Source organism: Pseudogulbenkiania sp. FW507-F1 (assembly GCF_058781125.1).
On the sequence record NZ_JBYSWM010000006.1, the window covers coordinates 34,712 to 50,522 of the forward strand.

Below are 15,811 nucleotides of genomic sequence, written 5' to 3' on the forward strand. Positions count from 1 at the left end.
GTTTATGGCGGAAGAAAAGAAAGCCGAAAAAAAATCGGGAGGCGGCGGCAACAAGCTGATGATCGTTGTCATCGCTTTGCTGCTGCTGGTTCTTGTTGCCGTCGGGGGGCTGGCCGCCTACATGTTCACCAGCCTGCATGCACCGGCTGGCGACGCTCATGCCGAACAGACGGCCGAGAAGCCCAAGAAAAAGAAAGACGGCCCGCCCATCTTCGAAAAACTGGACACCTTCGTCGTCAACCTGGCCGGCAATGGCGGAAACATGCTGCAGGTGGACATGCAGGCAGAACTCGCCAGCGAAGAAGCCAAGAAAAAATTCACCGAGTACATGCCCAAGATCCGCAGCGCGCTGATTCTGCTGCTGTCGTCCAAGTCATCGGATGAGCTCTCCACACCGGAAGGCAAGGTGAAGCTGAAGGCTCAGGTCAAGAAGATCATCAACGAATCGATGGACGCGGGCGAGGAGCAGCCGGTGGAAAACATCCTGTTTACCGCTTTCATCATCCAGTCGCAGTAACGCCATGGCCGACGATATCCTCTCCCAGGACGAGGTCGATGCCCTTCTGCGGGGTGTCACGGGAGAAGAGGCCGAGGACGACAGCGGCCAGGACTCGCAGGGTGTTCGCACCTACGACATCGGTCGTCAGGAACGCATCGTGCGCGGGCGCATGCCGACGCTCGAGATCATCAACGAGCGTTTTGCCCGCAACCTGCGTATCGGATTGTTCAACTTCATTCGGCGCAACGCGGAAATCTCCGTCGGGCCGGTGCGGGTGCAGAAGTACAGCGAGTTCATCCGCAATTTGGTCGTGCCGACCAACCTCAACCTGGTTCACGTCAAGCCGCTGCGTGGCACCGGTCTGTTGATCTTCGACCCCGACTTGGTATTCCTGGTGGTCGACAACCTGTTCGGTAGCGACGGGCGCTATCACGTCCGTGTCGAGGGGCGCGACTTCACCCCCACCGAGCAGCGCATCATCCGCCGTCTGCTGGAGGTGGTGTTTACCGAGTACCAAAAGGCCTGGGAGCCGGTCTACCCGATCGAGTTCGTCTATCTGCGCTCGGAGATGAACACGCAGTTTGCCAATATCGCGACGCCGACCGAGGTGGTGGTGGCCATGACCTTCCACATCGAGATGGGCGCGGGCGGCGGCGAGTTCCACGTCTGCCTGCCGTACTCCATGGTCGAGCCGATTCGCGACGTGTTGTCGAGCACCATGCAGGCCGACCGTACCGAGGTGGACAATCGCTGGGTCAGCCTGATGTCGCGCCAGGTGCAGGCGGCCGAGGTCGATCTGGTCGCCACGCTGGCCGGTACCAGCGTGACGCTGGGCCAGGTGCTGAATCTGAAGCAGGGCGACGTCGTGACGCTGGAGATTCCGGAAAAGATCATCGCCGACGTGTCGGGGATTCCGGTGGTCGAATGCACTTACGGCACGGTGCAGGGGCACTATGCCCTGAAGGTAGAAACCATTCTGGCCGGGGCGCACGAGTTGGCCGAGCCCAAGGCTGGAGGAGAGCAACAATGAGTGACGAGCAACAATCGAATATGGGCGAAGAAGAGGTGTCGATGGACGACTGGGCGGCCGCCATGGCCGAGCAGGAGTCGGTCGAGGCCCAGGCCGAAGCAACGGTACAGCCGGCCCATGCGCTGTTCCAGGAGTTCGGTGCGGCGGCAGCCAGCGCCAGCGTGCCGCAGAACCTGGACATGATCCTGGACATCCCGGTGCAGCTCACCGTGGAGCTGGGCCGCACCCGCATCGCCATCCGCAACCTGCTGCAACTGGCGCAGGGGTCGGTGGTCGAGCTGGACGGCCTGGCCGGCGAGCCGATGGACGTGCTGGTGAACGGCTGCCTGATCGCCCAAGGTGAAGTGGTGGTGGTGAACGACAAGTTCGGCATTCGCCTGACCGACATCATTACTCCGGCCGAACGCATCCGGCGACTGCAGAAATAAGATGCGCGGCTTGTTATTGTTGTTGCTGGCGTTACCGGCCGCCGCCGCCACGTCGTCGGCACCGCCGCCCGGTCCGTTGATGAGCCTGCTGCAGGTCGTCATCGGCTTGGCCATCGTGCTGCTTGCCATCGTTGGCGTGGCCTGGCTGTTCCGCCGCTTGAGCGGTGGCATGCTGCCGGGCTCGCACCGGCTGCGCGTGGTCAGCGGTCTGATGGTGGGGCAGCGCGAGCGGGTGGTGATCGTCGAACTGGAAGGTGAATGGCTGGTGCTGGGGGTGACGGCCCAGGCGGTCAACCTGTTGACGCGCCTGCCGCGTCCGGACGACGCCGACGATGCCGACGCCACGCCGGGCGAGCCGTTTGCGCGCTGGTTGAAGAAGGCGCTGAACGCTTCCCGTCCCCCTTCCGGTCCCTCTGCTTCATGAAACGTTTTCTGGTTTTCTCCGGCCTGCTGCTGGCAGGCCTGTTCCCGCTGCTGGCCGACGCTGCCGGTCTGCCGCTGATGAACAGCACGCCGGCCGCCGGCGGTGGGCAGAGCTATTCGCTCAGCCTGCAGATGCTGCTGTTCATGACGGCGCTGTCGTTCATTCCGGCCCTGCTGCTGATGATGACCTCGTTCACCCGCATCATCATCGTGCTGTCGTTGCTGCGCCAGGCCATGGGCACGATGCAGGCGCCGCCCAACCAGGTGCTGGTTGGGCTGGCGCTGTTTTTGACGCTGTTCGTGATGGGGCCGACCTTCGACCAGGTGTACAGCAAGGCCTGGGTGCCGTTCTCCGAGGACAAGATCGGCTTTGCCCAGATGCTGGAGGAGGGCAGCAAGCCGATGCGCGAGTTCATGCTGAAGCAGACGCGCGAGAAGGATCTGGCATTTTTCATCGAGGTATCGCAGTCGCCGGCGCCGCCCACCCCGGCCGAGGTGTCGATGAAGACCCTGATTCCGGCCTTCGTCATCAGCGAGCTGAAGACGGCGTTCCAGATCGGCTTCATGGTCTTCATCCCGTTCCTGATCATCGACCTGGTGGTGGCCAGCATCCTGATGGCAATGGGGATGATGATGGTGTCACCGGTGATCATCTCCCTGCCGTTCAAGCTGATGCTGTTTGTGCTGGTGGACGGCTGGACCTTGCTGATGGGGTCGCTGGTACGGAGTTTCTACACCGGATGAACATTACGCTCGTCACGTTGGCCGAAGCCGACCTGGTCGCCTGCCACGCGCTGTTCGTCGACGCCGTGCATACGCTGGGGCGGCGTCATTACACCGAGGCGCAATGCGTGGCCTGGGCGCCTCCAGGTCCGATGCCGGCGAGCTGGCGAGCCGCCTGGGCGCGGCGCCTTGGAGGGAGTACCGGGCTCAAGGCAGTCGCCGACGATGGGGCGCTTGCCGGCTTTGCCTGGCTGACCGACGACGGCGAGTTCGACATGCTGTTTGTGGCCCCGTGGGCGGCGGGGCAGGGCGTGGCGAGCCGCCTCATCGCCGCCTTGGAGGCGACGGGGCGCCAGGCCGGCCTGTCCGAGCTGTCGGTCTATGCCAGCCATGGCGCGCGCCCGGTGTTCGAGCGCGCCGGTTTCGCCGTCGAATCGGATCATATCGCCTGGCGCGACGGCGTTGCACTCGACAACTGGATCATGAAGAAAGCCTTGCCATGAGTCCCGAACTCGTCATCAATCTCGTCCAGAACGCCCTGTACGTCCTGATCATCGTCGCGGCCCCGGTGTTGCTGGTGTCGCTGTTGGTCGGCCTGCTGGTCAGCGTGCTGCAGGCGGCGACCCAGATCAACGAAATGACCCTGACCTTCATTCCCAAGCTGCTGGCGCTGTTCGTCACCCTGGTGCTGGCGGGGCCGTGGATGATCAATACGCTGGTCGACTACACCGTGCGGCTGTTCCAGAGCATCCCCAACGCGATCGGCTGATGTTTCCGATCAGCGACCTCCAGATCAACGCGCTGGTCAGCCTGTTCGTCTGGCCCTTCGCCCGCATCATGGGGGTGCTGCTGGCCGATCCGCTGTTCTCGTCGCGTTCCGCCCCGGCCCGGTTCAAGGCCGGTTTTGCACTGCTGCTGACCTTGCTGCTGGTGCCGCTGCTGCCGCCTCAGCCGGCCATCCCGGTGGTTTCGGCCGAGGGCGCGGCGGTGCTGGTGCAACAGCTGCTCATCGGGCTCGCCCTGGGTCTGGTGATGCGCGTGGTCATCACCGCGGTCGAGATGGCCGGCTTCGTCATGGGGACGCAGATGGGCCTGGGCTTCGCCTCGTTCTACGACCCGATCAACTCGGCGCAGGTGCCGACCATCGCGCGTATCCTGACGCTGTTCACCTTCCTGCTGTTTCTGTTGATGGGCGGGCATCAGGTGGTGATCGAGATCCTGCTCGAAAGCTTTCGCACCCTGCCTATCGGCATGACGCTGCCACCCGACCGGCTCAAGGCGTTGGCGGAGTGGGGGGGGCATATCTTCAACTGGGGGCTGTGGCTGGCGTTGCCGGTGGTGGCGGCCTTGCTGGTGACCAACCTTGCCATCGGCGTGATGACCCGCGCCTCGCCGCAGTTCAACATCTTCACTTTCGGCTTCCCGCTTACCCTGCTGGTCGGTTTTGCCGCGCTCTACCTGTCGGTGCCGCTGATGGTGCCGGCGATCGAATCCATCTATCGCGAGGCCTTCGCCTTCATGCAGGGCATGCTGAAGTCGGGGTAGCTTTCTGGTAACATGTCGCCGATTTCATCGGACTCAACCCGGCCGCGTTGCGGCCTTTATTACTGACTGAGGCGACTATGGCTGGCCACAGCAAATGGGCGAACATCAAGCATAAGAAAGAACGCGCGGACGCCAAGCGCGGCAAAATCTTTACCCGACTGATCAAGGAAATTACCGTTGCTGCCCGTCTTGGCGGCGGCGATATCGACACCAACCCGCGTCTGCGGCTGGCGGTCGACAAGGCCTGGGGCGCCAACATGCCCAAGGACAACGTGCAGCGCGCCATCGACCGTGGCGCCGGTACGCTGGAAGGCGTCGACTACGTGGAAATCCGCTACGAGGGCTACGGCATCGGCGGTGCGGCCGTGATGGTCGATTGCATGACCGACAACAAGACCCGTACCGTGGCCGACGTGCGCCACGCCTTCAGCAAGTACGGCGGCAACATGGGCACCGACGGCTGCGTGGCGTTCCAGTTCAAGCATTGCGGCTACCTGGTGTTCGCGCCGGGTGTCGACGAGGATGCGCTGATGGAAGCGGCGCTGGAAGCCGGTGCCGAAGACGTTGTCACCAACGACGATGGTTCGATCGAGGTGATTACCGCGCCCTACGAATTCACCGAGATCAAGGGCGCGCTGGAAGCGGCCGGCTTCAAGGCGGAAATGGGCGAAGTGACCATGCGCGCGCTGAACGAAACCGAGCTGACCGGCGAAGACGCCGAGCGTATGCAGAAGCTGCTCGACGCGCTGGAAGACCTGGACGACGTGCAGGAGGTGTACACCTCAGCCGTGATGGACGACTAAATAGAGCGGCTAAGAAAACCCTCCCTGTGTTGTTGCGCTCGCGTGCGAATCTTTGATTCGCCCAGCAAGCACTTGCCGTACTGATTGTACTGTCTGCGGCAGTGCGCCTAGCAGGGGCCGCTTCGCTGGGTTTTGTCAGCCACTCTAAGAACCTGTTCACAATCTTTCGCGAGCAGCCCTCAGCGGGGTGAAGAGCAGCGCAGGAACCGGAATGTACTGGGGTACATGAGGATTTCGAGCAGCACATGAGCCCCGATCAGGGATGCGCAGCAAGATCGTGAACAGGTTCTAAGCGCTTGGGAATAAATCTGCTGCGTACCCCGATCCCGGGCCGGTGATGCTCGCCGTACCCTTTGTGCGGCTGTGCTTCTCGAACCGGCCACGGCGCGCTCGCTACGATTTCTTCCTCAAGCGCTGAGCCGGGTCCGATGTCCTGCAAGGCCTGCCATGATGGCGGGCCTTTTGCTTGTTTGGGAGCGCATCCATGTCTTACCGAGCGTTGCTGCCGGCCTTGCTATGGTGGGGGCTGTCGCTGTGGCTGCTGCTGAAGCCGGCGGGGGAGCCGTCGGCGCTTCCGCATTTTGACAAGATCGGCCACTTTGCGCTGTTCGCGGTGCAGGCCGGCTTGCTGGGCTGGGGCTGGCGCCGTACCGGCTTGCCGCATGCCGTGTGCGCGGCCTGGCTTGCCTGCGCGCTCTGGGCGGGAGTGTCCGAGGGGCTGCAGGCCTGGCTGACCGTCGATCGCGCGGCGGAGTGGCTGGACGCCCTGGCCGATGTCCTGGGGGCCTCGCTGGCGCTGGCGGGACTGGGCCGCTTCGTCGCGCCAGCCGGCAAGGCGGTGTAAACTAGGCGTCATTTTGCCGGTCCTACCCGCAGCTATCCGACGTCCCACGGCCATCCCGGGGAGAAAGATGACACCATGACCCAGACCCATGTCGCCCGCCGCCAGCGCCTGATGAGCCAGATCGGGGAGGGGATGGCGATCCTGCCCACCGCGCCCGAAGCCATCCGCAACGCGGACACCCATTACCCATACCGGCCCGATAGCCATTTCCTCTATCTCACCGGTTTCGCCGAGCCGGGAGCGGTGCTGGTGCTCGATGCCCGTGCCGGCAAGTCCATCCTGTTCTGCCGTGAAAAGAACCTGGAGCGGGAAATCTGGGATGGCTTCCGCCACGGCCCGGAAGGGGCGAAGGAGCAATTCGGCTTCGACGAGGCCTATCCCGTTTCCGAGCTCGATCAGCGTTTGCCGGACTTGCTCTCGGGGCAGTCGCAATTATGGTGGAACGTTGGCCGAAGCCCGGCATTCGACCAGCAGGTAGCGGGCTGGCTCAATGCCGTGCGCGCCCGCTTCCGCACCGGGGAACAGGCTCCCCCGCGTTACGGCGACCTGCTGGTGCCGCTCGACGAAATGCGCATGGTCAAGGACCCTGGCGAGATCGCCACGCTGCGTCGCGCCGGACAGATTTCGGCTGAGGCGCACGTGCGCGCCATGCAGTCCACCCGCCCCGGACACTACGAATACCAGGTCGAGGCCGAACTGCTGCACACCTTCGTCAGCCACGGCGCGCGTTTCCCTGCCTACGAGAGCATCGTCGCCGGCGGCGCCAATGCCTGCACGCTGCATTACGTCGGCAACGACTGTCGGCTCAACGATGGCGAGATGCTGCTGATCGACGCCGGCTGCGAGCTGAATGGCTACGCCGCGGACATCACCCGAACCTTCCCGGTCAACGGTCGCTTCAGCGGCCCGCAGCACGATTTGTACGAAGTGGTGCTGGCCGCCGAGCTGGCGGGCATCGACGCGGTCAAGCCCGGCGCGGTGTGGACGGCCCCCGGCGACGCCGCGTTGCAGGTGCTGGTACGCGGCATGCTCGACCTGAAACTGCTGCAAGGCACGGTGGACGGCGTGATCGAATCCGGCGCCTTCCGCCAGTTCTACATGCACAGCATCGGCCACATGATCGGGCTCGACGTGCACGATGTCGGCCAGCGCAAGCAGGGCGGCGAGTGGCGGACTTACCAGCCTGGCATGTGCACCACCATCGAGCCGGGACTCTACATCCGTCCGGCCGACAACGTGCCGGCGGCGTTCCACAATATCGGCATCCGCATCGAGGATGACGTGCTGGTGACCGAAACCGGTCGCGAGGTGTACACCGCGTCGGTGCCCAAGGGCGTGCAGGAAATCGAGGACCTGATGCGCGCGCAATGAGCTGCGGCATCGGCAGAATGACTCTGGTGAAGCAACGAAACGATGACAGTAAATCCTGAACACGCCGATATCGTGGTAGTCGGAGGCGGCCCGGTCGGCGCCTTGGCTGCCCTGCGTTTTGCCCGCGCCGGACGCCGCGTGCTGCTGGTGGAGGCGCGCGCCAAGGAGGCGCCGATCCGCGACGCGCGCGCGCTGGCGCTGTCCTGGGCCAGTCGCCAGATGCTGCGTGACGCCGGCGGCTGGCCGGACGCACTGGCCGCAACGACGATCGACACCGTGCACGTGTCGCAGCAGGGCAGCTGCGGCCGCACCGTGCTCGACCGTGCCGACCTGGCGCTGCCGCACCTGGGCGTGGTGGTCGACTACCCGGTGCTGACCGCATCGCTCAACGCCGCGCTGGAAAGCGCCGGGGTCATGGTGTTGTGGCAGAGCCGGGTGGAGTCGGTGAAGTCGCTGCCGCATTACGCACGACTGACCGTGGCCAGCCCGGAGGGGCCGGGCATGCTCACCGCGCGGCTGGTGGTGCTGGCCGAAGGGGGCGAACTCGCCGCCACCCTGCCCGGGGTCAAGCGCTTGAGCCACGATTACCGCCAATGTGCGGTGCTGGCGCCGATCACCACCGAACGGCCGCCGCAGGGAGTGGCCTACGAGCGTTTTGCCGCGCACGGTCCACTGGCGCTGCTGCCGCACGGCGACGGTTTCATGCTGGTGTGGACGCGTAGCGCCGACGACGCCGTTCGATTGCGTGATAGCGACGACAGCGTGCTCATCGCCGAGTTGCAGCAGGCCTTCGGCGAACGCCAGGGGCGGATTCTCACGGCGGGACCGCGCGCGGTGTTCCCGCTCGCGCTCAAGCAGGCCAACCGGCTGGTCAGCGGGCGCGTGGCGCTGATCGGCAACGCCGCTCAGACCATGCATCCGGTCGCGGCGCAGGGACTCAATCTGGGTCTGCGCGACGCGGCCGGTCTAGCCGATGCCTTGGAGGGTGTGGCCGATCCGGGTGATGCCCGAGCCCTCGCCGCCTTCGCCGGCTCACGCAAGATCGACAGCCATGCCGTCGTGGGTTTCACCCATGGCCTGATCCGCCTGTTCGACGGTCATTCGCCGCTGGTCAAAACCGTGCGCGGCGCCGGCATGATGGCACTCGACGTGCTGCCACCGCTGCGTCGCGCCTTTGCCGGTCACCTGGTATTCGGTGTGTGAGTGCTTGTGAATAAATCGGCTGTGCGTCCCCATCCCCGTCCTGTGATGCTCGCCGTGCCAGATGTACGGCGGCGCTTCTCGAACGGGCCTCGTGGCGCTGCGATGATCGCAGGGAATCCCCGCGGGACGATTTCTTTCACCCGCACCGTGAGGTCTAAAGGACTCGCTAAGTAATGAATACGAGACAAAACGATTTCGACGTCATCGTGGTCGGCGGCGGTCTGGTCGGAGCCAGCCTGGCGCTGGCGCTGGCCGAGGCCGGCCGGCGCGTGGCCTTGCTGGAAGGGCAGGCCGCCCGCTTCGATGACCTGTATCAGGGCTGGGATGCGCGTATCTACGCCGTCAGCCCGGCCAACCGCCGCTTTCTGGAAAGCCTGGGGGCGTGGCCCGGCATGGAGCGCATCGGCACCATCGCCAGCATGGACGTGCGCGGCGACCGCGGCGGCCGTATCGAGTTTGCCGCCAGCGACGCCGATGCCGAGGCGCTGGCCTGGATCGCCGAGAACCGCTGGATGCTGGCGGCGCTGTGGCGGCGGTTGGAGTGCTGCGACATCACCCTGCTGACCGGGGTGCGTCCGAGCGCGCTCTCCACCACGGCGCGTCAGGCTTGCCTGACGCTCGACGACGGCCGCGAGTTGACTGCGGCGCTGCTGGTGGGCGCCGACGGGGCCAACTCCTGGGTGCGCGGCCAGCTCGGTCTGGAGGCCAGCGTCAAGCCCTACGGCCAGTCCGGCGTGGTGGCCAATTTCGACTGCGAACGGCCGCACGGCAACGTGGCGCGGCAGTGGTTCCTCGGCGACGGTATCCTGGCGTGGTTGCCGATGGCCGGCCAGCGCATGTCCATGGTGTGGTCGACGCCGGAGCCGGAGTCGCTGCTGGAACTCGACGCCGAAACCTTGGCCGAAACCGTGGCCTCCACCGGAGACTACGCCCTGGGCGGTTTGAGCGTGATCACCCCGGCCGCCGCCTTTCCATTGCGCTTGATTCGTCCGCAAAGTACTGTGAAAGAGCGGGTGGCGCTGGTCGGGGACGCGGCACATACGGTGCACCCATTGGCTGGGCAGGGGGTCAACCTGGGGTTCCAGGATGCGGCGACGCTGGCGGCGTTGCTGCAGGATCATCGCGATCCCGGCGACTGGCTGTTGCTGCGGCGCTTCGCACGGCAGCGCAAGGAAGCGGTGGTGACAATGCAGACCACCTGCGATGCGCTGTTTGCGCTGTTCCATCAGCACCAGCTGCCGGGTTTGCCGTGGCTGCGCAACGCCGGGCTGAGCCTGACCAACCGACTGACTCCGCTGAAGCGGCAATTCGCCCGCCATGCCATTGGTTTCTGAACAAGGAAAATAACGCATGAATGCAACCCTGAAAAAACTGGCGCTGGCAGCGCTGCTGCTGTCATCGGCCGCCTGCGTTGCCAAGGCCTCCGATCCGGACGTGGCCGAGGTGAAGAAGGCTTTCGTTACCCGCTTCCCGGATCGCAAGGTGGAAAGTGTCAGTCCGACGCCGGTGAGCGGCATCTACGAGGTGGTGTTGCCGGGCCGTCAGATCGTCTACGTCGACGCCGGCGTCAAGCACCTCTTCGTCGGCGATTTGATCGATGCGGAAAAGCGCGAGAGCCTGACCGAGAAGCGCGTGGCCGAACTCTCCAAGGTGGCGTGGAAGGATTTGCCGCTGGCGGCGGCGATGAAAGAAGTGCGCGGCAGCGGCGCGCGCAAGGTGGCGATTTTCTCCGACCCGGATTGTCCGTTCTGCAAGAAGCTGGAGCGCGAAACGCTGAAGGACGTGAACAATGTCACCATTTACACCTTCCTCTACCCGCTGACCCAGCTGCACCCCGACGCCATGCGCAAGTCGCGCCAGATCTGGTGCAGCAAGGACCGCGTCGGCAGCTGGACTGCGCACATGCGTCAGGGGACCGAGTTGAGCGGTCCGGACAACTGCGATGTCAGTGTGCTGGAGCAGAACCAGGCGCTGGGGGCCAAGCTTGGCATCAACGGTACGCCCACCATGGTGTTCGGCAACGGCCGCATGGTATCCGGGGCGATTCCTTCGGCCGAATTCGAGAAATACCTGAGCGCCCAGTAACCCCTCCATGTGCTCGGCAGCGGGGCGCGGTTTCGATGTGGACAGGAGACCGGTTTGCTGGTATCGGCACCTGTCCATCGGCGAGCGGCTGGCGCTGGCGCTGAGCTTGTCGTTGGGCTTGCACGCCACCGCCATGCTGCTGCCGGGGTCTCCGCCCAGGGCCGCGTCGGTGCCGGGCGTGCTCAGCGTGATGCTGCAACCCTCCCGGGCGGTCGGCCAGGATCACCCCGCGAGTGCTGCCGTCCCCCCCTTGCTGCTCGCGAGCGAGGCGCCCCATCCTGCTTTGCTCCCGATCCGCGATGAACCATCCTCCTCGGCGGACAGCGCTCCTCTGACCATGCCGACGGATGTATCGGCCCCTGTTGCGGCGGCTCCGGCCACCGAATTGTCCGGGGCCGACGGGGAGGGTTATTTCCCCGCGGCGGCGCTCGATGTGCTGGCGGTGCCGCTGCAACCGATCGAGCTTGCCTTGCCGCCGGAGGCCCCCAAGGGCGAGTTGCGCCTGATGCTGAGGGTCTACATCAATGAACGAGGCGGCGTCGACGCCGTGGAGCCCGAACAGCCCGATGCCGCTGGGGTCCTCGAGCGTGAGGCCCGCCGTGTCTTCCTCTCGGCCCGCTTCGCCCCGGCACGCCGGCACGGGGTGGCGGTAAAGAGCTACAAGCGTATCGAGGTGCGCATGCAAAATTAAAACGATTGTTTTATTTGTGCTAGAGTACGACTCGATTAAGCTGGGCAACCGGCATCCATGCGCAACGGGAGGCAGGCTCCCAATCACCCAGAGGAATGAACATGTCAGATCTGCAAACGTTGTTCGCCCAGGCCCAGGCCGATGTGAAAACCCTGGCCGAGCGGCCGGACAACCAGACCCTGCTGCAGCTCTACTCGCTGTTCAAGCAGGCGACCGAAGGCGATGTCCAGGGCGAGCGACCGGGCATGATGGATTTCATCAACCGTGCCAAGTACGACGCCTGGGACAAGATCAAGGGCATGAGCGCCGAACAGGCAATGCAGGGTTACGTGGACGTGGTCAACAAGCTGATGAACGAGTAACCGCCACGTCATTGCGATGGCATGGCCCGGTCTGATACGGGGCGATGAACAAGACCGGTGGTAGCCCCACCGGTTTTTTCGTGTCCTCGTGCCAGAACCGCTAGAATACCCGGCTGGAATGATACGGTGCGTCGCCCGGGCGGCGGGCAGCATAAGAGGGGGCAGGAAGCGATGATTCTGGTGACGGGTGGGGCAGGCTTCATTGGAGCCAATTTTGTCAGGCTGTGGTTGGAGCAGAATGATGAACCGGTGTTGGTGCTCGACAAGCTGACCTATTCCGGTAACGCCGCTAACCTGCAGCCTTACCTTGAGGAGGGCCGGGTTGAGCTGGTACGGGGGGATATCGGCGATGCGGCGCTGCTGGAGCGGCTGCTGGCCGAACACCGCCCCCGCGCCATCCTCAACTTTGCCGCCGAAAGCCATGTCGACCGCTCGATCCATGGCCCGGCGGTGTTCGTCGAAACGAATATCGACGGCACCTTCCGTCTGTTGCAGGCGGCCACCGCCTACTGGTCGGGGCTACCGGACGGGGACCAGGCGGCGTTCCGCTTTCTGCACGTTTCCACCGACGAGGTGTTCGGCTCGCTGGGGGAGCACGATGCCCCGTTCTGCGAGACCACGCCGTACGCCCCGAATAGTCCCTACGCCGCCTCCAAGGCGGCCTCCGATCACCTGGTGCGCGCCTGGCACCATACCTACGGCCTGCCGGTGCTGACCAGCAACTGCTCGAACAATTACGGACCGTATCAGTTCCCGGAAAAACTGATCCCGCTGATGATCGACCGCGCCCTCGACGGCCAGCCCTTGCCGGTGTACGGCGACGGTCGCCAGATCCGCGACTGGCTCTACGTCGAGGACCATTGCCGTGCGCTGATGGCGGTGCTGGAGCGTGGCCGGGTGGGCGAGGTGTACGCCATCGGCGGCTCGTGCGAGAAGACCAACCTCGAGGTGGTCGAGACGCTGTGCGCCACGCTCGACGCCTGCCGGCCGCGCGCCGATGGGGTGTCCTACCGGCAGCAGATCGCTTTCGTCGCCGACCGCCCCGGACACGACCGACGCTACGCCATCGATGCGGGCAAGATGCGCCGCGAACTGGGCTGGGAGCCACGCGAGACCTTCGCCAGCGGGATCGAGCGCACGGTCGCCTGGTATCTGGCTAACCCGGAGTGGGTGGGGGCGGTGAAAAGTGGTGCGTATCGCGACTGGATCGACATGCACTACGGAGCTGCCTGATGCGTATCCTGTTGATCGGCGGCAGCGGCCAGCTGGGTTTCGAGCTGCGTCGCAGTCTGGCGCTCTACGGTAAGTTATGGGCGCCGGGGCGCGAGGTTCTGGATTTGTCGAGGCCGGACCAGTTGGCGCCGCCGGTGCTCGAGTTCGCTCCCGACCTGATCGTCAACGCCGCCGCCTACACCGCGGTCGACCGCGCCGAAGCCGAGCCGGCGCTGGCAGAGCGGGTGAACGCCGAGGCGCCGGCCGAACTCGCGCGCCTGGCCGAACGTCTGGGCGCCACCTTGCTGCATTTTTCCACCGATTACGTGTTCGACGGTGCAGGGGCGGCACCCTACCGAGAGGGCGATGTCACCAGGCCCTTGAGTGTGTATGGCCGTACCAAGCGCGATGGCGAGCTGGCGGTGATGAACGATTGTTCGCGTCACTATGTGCTGCGTACCAGTTGGGTCTACGGGAGCGTCGGCGGCAACTTCGTCAAGACCATCCTGCGCCTGGCCGCCCAGCGTGACACGCTGAACGTGGTGCACGACCAGGTCGGGGCACCGACCTCGGCGATGCTGATCGCCGATGTCAGCGCGCAACTGGTGTCGCGGCTTCGCGAGGGGCGAGTGTTGCCCTACGGCCTCTATCATCTGACGGCCGCGGGCGAGACCTCGTGGCACGGCTTCGCCCGCGAGATCGTCGGACTGGCTCAGGATGTCGGGGGAGGGTTGGTGCTGAAGCCGGAGGCGATTCAGGCCATTCCTGCCGCGGACTACCCGGCGGCGGCCGAGCGCCCCGCCAATTCTCGGCTCGACACGCACAAGCTGCGCGTCGCTCTGGGCATCGTACTGCCCGACTGGCGTCATCATCTGCAGCTGGTGTTGCAGCAGCTCGCCATCCAAAAGGGATAATTCTCATGGTTCAACGCAAAGGCATCATTCTCGCCGGCGGCTCCGGCACGCGGCTCTATCCGGTCACCCTCGGCGTCTCCAAGCAGCTGCTGCCGGTGTTCGACAAGCCGATGATCTACTACCCGCTCAGTACCCTGATGTTGGCGGGCATCCGCGACGTGCTGATCATCTCGACGCCACAGGATACGCCGCGCTTCCAGCAGCTCTTGGGCGATGGCAGCCAGTGGGGTATGAGTCTCAGCTATGCGGTGCAGCCCACGCCGGACGGCATCGCACAGGCCTTTCTGATCGGTGAGTCGTTTCTGGCGGGGCAGCCGTCGGCACTGGTGCTGGGGGACAACCTGTTCTTCGGCCACGACCTGGCCGGCAAGATGAAACAGGCGGCGGAGGGTGAGCGTGGCGCCACGGTGTTTGCCTACCCGGTGCACGACCCGGAGCGCTACGGCGTGGTGGAGTTCGACCAGATGGGCCATGCCGTCAGTCTGGAGGAGAAGCCGGCGCAACCGAAGTCGCGCTATGCGGTGACAGGGCTCTACTTCTACGACGACCAGGTGGTCGACTTCGCGCGCGAGCTGCGTCCTTCGGCCCGTGGTGAACTGGAAATCACCGACATCAACCGCCGCTATCTCGATGCCGCACAACTGGACGTGCAGGTGATGGGGCGGGGCTATGCCTGGCTCGATACCGGTACCCACGAATCGCTGCTGGAGGCGGGCCAGTTCATCTCGACGCTGGAGCGGCGCCAGGGACTGAAGATCGGCAGTCCGGAGGAGGTGGCCTGGCGCAGCGGCTTCATTGACGATGAGCAGCTGACCCGTCTGGCCCAGCCGATGAAGAAGAACGGCTACGGCCAGTACCTGCTGTCCTTGCTCAACGAACGCATCTTCTGAGAGCTTGTGAATAAATCGGCTGCGCGTCCCTGATCCGGGTTCATGCGCACTGCGTGCGAATCTTTCGCTGGGCCCACCAAAGATGTGCACGCAGAGATTCGCTCAGCGAGCGGAAATCCTCATGTACTCCGTGTACATTCCGGTTTCTGTGCTGCTCTTTACCCGCTGAGGGCCGCTCGCAACGATTTCTTTCACAAGCTTTGGGGCAAAAAAATGAAAATCATCGAGACCGCGCTCAACGGTCTGCTGCTGCTGGAGCCGGTGGTGTTTGCCGACGAGCGCGGCGAGTTCTGCGAGACCTTCAACGCGCGCCGCTTTGCCGCGCTGATCGGGCGCGAGGTGTGCTTCGTGCAGGACAACCGTTCTCGCTCCCGGCCCAACGTGTTGCGTGGCCTGCATTACCAGCACGCCCATCCGCAAGGCAAACTGGTGCAGGTGACGCAAGGCGCGGTATGGGACGTGGCGGTGGACTTGCGACGTGCTTCTCCCAGCTTCGGGCAGTGGTACGGCGTGACGCTGTCAGCCGAGAACCGGCGCCAGTTGTGGATTCCCGAAGGGTTCGCGCACGGCTTCCTGGCGCTACAGGATGGGGCCGAATTCTGCTATAAGGTCAGCGATTACTGGCATGCCGGGGACGAGTATTGCATCCGCTGGGACGATCCGGCGCTGGGGATCGACTGGCCGCTGACGCAGCCGCCCGTCTTGTCGGACAAGGACCGGCAGGGGCTGAGCTTCGCCGAAGCGCCGCGGTTCTGACGCCGTCGCCCTGCACGTGGTGTATGGGCATC

General features: G+C 64.7%; 20 protein-coding genes. All 20 read left to right on the top strand.

Translation table 11 applies throughout. The features are described 5' to 3' along the window. The first annotated feature begins 4 nt into the window (after positions 1–4). The 20 genes from AC3WG5_RS05340 to rfbC all read left to right on the top strand — a co-directional run bounded on the left by AC3WG5_RS05340 (position 5) and on the right by rfbC (position 15,779). The gene (locus tag AC3WG5_RS05340) at positions 5–517 is read left to right on the top strand and encodes a flagellar basal body-associated FliL family protein (protein ID WP_482582959.1); all 513 of its coding nucleotides are present in this window, start codon (positions 5–7) and stop codon (positions 515–517) included. 4 nt (positions 518–521) lie between these two features. Further along, positions 522–1,529 carry a flagellar motor switch protein FliM gene (gene fliM, locus AC3WG5_RS05345; RefSeq protein WP_014086444.1) on the top strand — a complete coding sequence of 336 codons (1,008 nt, stop codon included), beginning with the start codon at positions 522–524 and terminating at the stop codon, positions 1,527–1,529. Beyond that, on the top strand, positions 1,526–1,957 hold the full coding sequence (gene fliN, locus AC3WG5_RS05350; RefSeq protein ID WP_014086445.1) for a flagellar motor switch protein FliN: 432 nt from the start codon (positions 1,526–1,528) through the stop codon (positions 1,955–1,957). The genes fliM and fliN overlap by 4 nt, the downstream gene beginning before the upstream one ends. A gap of 1 nt (position 1,958) precedes the next feature. Continuing rightward, the gene (gene fliO / locus AC3WG5_RS05355) at positions 1,959–2,381 is read left to right on the top strand and encodes a flagellar biosynthetic protein FliO (protein WP_492568062.1); all 423 of its coding nucleotides are present in this window, start codon (positions 1,959–1,961) and stop codon (positions 2,379–2,381) included. Further along, positions 2,378–3,124, top strand: a complete 747-nt coding sequence (gene fliP, locus AC3WG5_RS05360) for a flagellar type III secretion system pore protein FliP (RefSeq protein ID WP_008955246.1) — start codon at positions 2,378–2,380, stop codon at positions 3,122–3,124. Before fliO ends, fliP begins: the two co-directional genes overlap by 4 nt. Then, on the top strand, positions 3,121–3,606 hold the full coding sequence (locus tag AC3WG5_RS05365) for a GNAT family N-acetyltransferase (RefSeq protein WP_492568063.1): 486 nt from the start codon (positions 3,121–3,123) through the stop codon (positions 3,604–3,606). The genes fliP and AC3WG5_RS05365 overlap by 4 nt, the downstream gene beginning before the upstream one ends. Further along, positions 3,603–3,872 (top strand): flagellar biosynthesis protein FliQ, encoded by a 270-nt coding sequence (gene fliQ, locus AC3WG5_RS05370; protein ID WP_008955244.1) that lies wholly within the window; start codon positions 3,603–3,605, stop codon positions 3,870–3,872. Before AC3WG5_RS05365 ends, fliQ begins: the two co-directional genes overlap by 4 nt. After that, the gene (fliR, locus tag AC3WG5_RS05375; protein WP_492568064.1) at positions 3,872–4,648 is read left to right on the top strand and encodes a flagellar biosynthetic protein FliR; all 777 of its coding nucleotides are present in this window, start codon (positions 3,872–3,874) and stop codon (positions 4,646–4,648) included. Before fliQ ends, fliR begins: the two co-directional genes overlap by 1 nt. A 77-nt stretch (positions 4,649–4,725) precedes the next feature. Beyond that, positions 4,726–5,451 carry a YebC/PmpR family DNA-binding transcriptional regulator gene (locus AC3WG5_RS05380; protein WP_008955242.1) on the top strand — a complete coding sequence of 242 codons (726 nt, stop codon included), beginning with the start codon at positions 4,726–4,728 and terminating at the stop codon, positions 5,449–5,451. Between the two features lie 484 nt (positions 5,452–5,935). Then, complete coding sequence (locus tag AC3WG5_RS05385) at positions 5,936–6,295, top strand: VanZ family protein (protein WP_492568065.1); 360 nt, start codon at positions 5,936–5,938, stop codon at positions 6,293–6,295. A 75-nt stretch (positions 6,296–6,370) separates the two neighbouring features. After that, entirely contained in the window at positions 6,371–7,666 is a 1,296-nt protein-coding gene (locus tag AC3WG5_RS05390; RefSeq protein ID WP_492568066.1) for an aminopeptidase P N-terminal domain-containing protein, read from the top strand. A 42-nt stretch (positions 7,667–7,708) separates the two neighbouring features. Beyond that, positions 7,709–8,869, top strand: a complete 1,161-nt coding sequence (locus AC3WG5_RS05395) for an FAD-dependent monooxygenase (RefSeq protein ID WP_492568067.1) — start codon at positions 7,709–7,711, stop codon at positions 8,867–8,869. Positions 8,870–9,042: 173 nt separating this feature from the next. Next, positions 9,043–10,203 (top strand): UbiH/UbiF family hydroxylase, encoded by a 1,161-nt coding sequence (locus AC3WG5_RS05400; RefSeq protein WP_492568068.1) that lies wholly within the window; start codon positions 9,043–9,045, stop codon positions 10,201–10,203. A gap of 16 nt (positions 10,204–10,219) precedes the next feature. Next, complete coding sequence (locus AC3WG5_RS05405) at positions 10,220–10,954, top strand: DsbC family protein (RefSeq protein WP_008955237.1); 735 nt, start codon at positions 10,220–10,222, stop codon at positions 10,952–10,954. 7 nt (positions 10,955–10,961) lie between these two features. After that, positions 10,962–11,645, top strand: coding sequence for an energy transducer TonB (locus tag AC3WG5_RS05410; protein WP_492568069.1), 684 nt, complete (start codon positions 10,962–10,964; stop codon positions 11,643–11,645). Between the two features lie 101 nt (positions 11,646–11,746). Continuing rightward, positions 11,747–12,007 (top strand): acyl-CoA-binding protein, encoded by a 261-nt coding sequence (locus AC3WG5_RS05415; RefSeq protein WP_085276413.1) that lies wholly within the window; start codon positions 11,747–11,749, stop codon positions 12,005–12,007. A 171-nt stretch (positions 12,008–12,178) separates the two neighbouring features. Further along, complete coding sequence (rfbB, locus tag AC3WG5_RS05420; RefSeq protein ID WP_482582948.1) at positions 12,179–13,240, top strand: dTDP-glucose 4,6-dehydratase; 1,062 nt, start codon at positions 12,179–12,181, stop codon at positions 13,238–13,240. Beyond that, on the top strand, positions 13,240–14,133 hold the full coding sequence (rfbD, locus tag AC3WG5_RS05425) for a dTDP-4-dehydrorhamnose reductase (protein WP_482582947.1): 894 nt from the start codon (positions 13,240–13,242) through the stop codon (positions 14,131–14,133). Before rfbB ends, rfbD begins: the two co-directional genes overlap by 1 nt. Before the next feature lie 5 nt (positions 14,134–14,138). Beyond that, the gene (gene rfbA, locus AC3WG5_RS05430) at positions 14,139–15,023 is read left to right on the top strand and encodes a glucose-1-phosphate thymidylyltransferase RfbA (RefSeq protein WP_492568070.1); all 885 of its coding nucleotides are present in this window, start codon (positions 14,139–14,141) and stop codon (positions 15,021–15,023) included. Between the two features lie 213 nt (positions 15,024–15,236). After that, complete coding sequence (gene rfbC / locus AC3WG5_RS05435; RefSeq protein WP_482582946.1) at positions 15,237–15,779, top strand: dTDP-4-dehydrorhamnose 3,5-epimerase; 543 nt, start codon at positions 15,237–15,239, stop codon at positions 15,777–15,779. Positions 15,780–15,811 lie beyond the last annotated feature (32 nt).

Excerpts from the sequence above, each read along its gene's own strand:
- AC3WG5_RS05380 (WP_008955242.1), top strand. The coding sequence starts at position 4,726 with ATGGCTGGCCACAGCAAATGGGCGAACATCAAGCATAAGAAAGAACGC.
- AC3WG5_RS05400 (WP_492568068.1), top strand. The coding sequence starts at position 9,043 with ATGAATACGAGACAAAACGATTTCGACGTCATCGTGGTCGGCGGCGGT.
- fliN (WP_014086445.1), top strand. The coding sequence starts at position 1,526 with ATGAGTGACGAGCAACAATCGAATATGGGCGAAGAAGAGGTGTCGATG.
- AC3WG5_RS05385 (WP_492568065.1), top strand. The coding sequence starts at position 5,936 with ATGTCTTACCGAGCGTTGCTGCCGGCCTTGCTATGGTGGGGGCTGTCG.
- fliM (WP_014086444.1), top strand. The coding sequence starts at position 522 with ATGGCCGACGATATCCTCTCCCAGGACGAGGTCGATGCCCTTCTGCGG.
- AC3WG5_RS05340 (WP_482582959.1), top strand. The coding sequence starts at position 5 with ATGGCGGAAGAAAAGAAAGCCGAAAAAAAATCGGGAGGCGGCGGCAAC.
- rfbC (WP_482582946.1), top strand. The coding sequence starts at position 15,237 with ATGAAAATCATCGAGACCGCGCTCAACGGTCTGCTGCTGCTGGAGCCG.
- AC3WG5_RS05395 (WP_492568067.1), top strand. The coding sequence starts at position 7,709 with ATGACAGTAAATCCTGAACACGCCGATATCGTGGTAGTCGGAGGCGGC.
- AC3WG5_RS05410 (WP_492568069.1), top strand. The coding sequence starts at position 10,962 with ATGTGCTCGGCAGCGGGGCGCGGTTTCGATGTGGACAGGAGACCGGTT.
- fliQ (WP_008955244.1), top strand. The coding sequence starts at position 3,603 with ATGAGTCCCGAACTCGTCATCAATCTCGTCCAGAACGCCCTGTACGTC.
- AC3WG5_RS05390 (WP_492568066.1), top strand. The coding sequence starts at position 6,371 with ATGACCCAGACCCATGTCGCCCGCCGCCAGCGCCTGATGAGCCAGATC.
- AC3WG5_RS05365 (WP_492568063.1), top strand. The coding sequence starts at position 3,121 with ATGAACATTACGCTCGTCACGTTGGCCGAAGCCGACCTGGTCGCCTGC.
- rfbB (WP_482582948.1), top strand. The coding sequence starts at position 12,179 with ATGATTCTGGTGACGGGTGGGGCAGGCTTCATTGGAGCCAATTTTGTC.
- fliO (WP_492568062.1), top strand. The coding sequence starts at position 1,959 with ATGCGCGGCTTGTTATTGTTGTTGCTGGCGTTACCGGCCGCCGCCGCC.
- fliR (WP_492568064.1), top strand. The coding sequence starts at position 3,872 with ATGTTTCCGATCAGCGACCTCCAGATCAACGCGCTGGTCAGCCTGTTC.
- AC3WG5_RS05405 (WP_008955237.1), top strand. The coding sequence starts at position 10,220 with ATGAATGCAACCCTGAAAAAACTGGCGCTGGCAGCGCTGCTGCTGTCA.
- fliP (WP_008955246.1), top strand. The coding sequence starts at position 2,378 with ATGAAACGTTTTCTGGTTTTCTCCGGCCTGCTGCTGGCAGGCCTGTTC.
- rfbD (WP_482582947.1), top strand. The coding sequence starts at position 13,240 with ATGCGTATCCTGTTGATCGGCGGCAGCGGCCAGCTGGGTTTCGAGCTG.
- rfbA (WP_492568070.1), top strand. The coding sequence starts at position 14,139 with ATGGTTCAACGCAAAGGCATCATTCTCGCCGGCGGCTCCGGCACGCGG.
- AC3WG5_RS05415 (WP_085276413.1), top strand. The coding sequence starts at position 11,747 with ATGTCAGATCTGCAAACGTTGTTCGCCCAGGCCCAGGCCGATGTGAAA.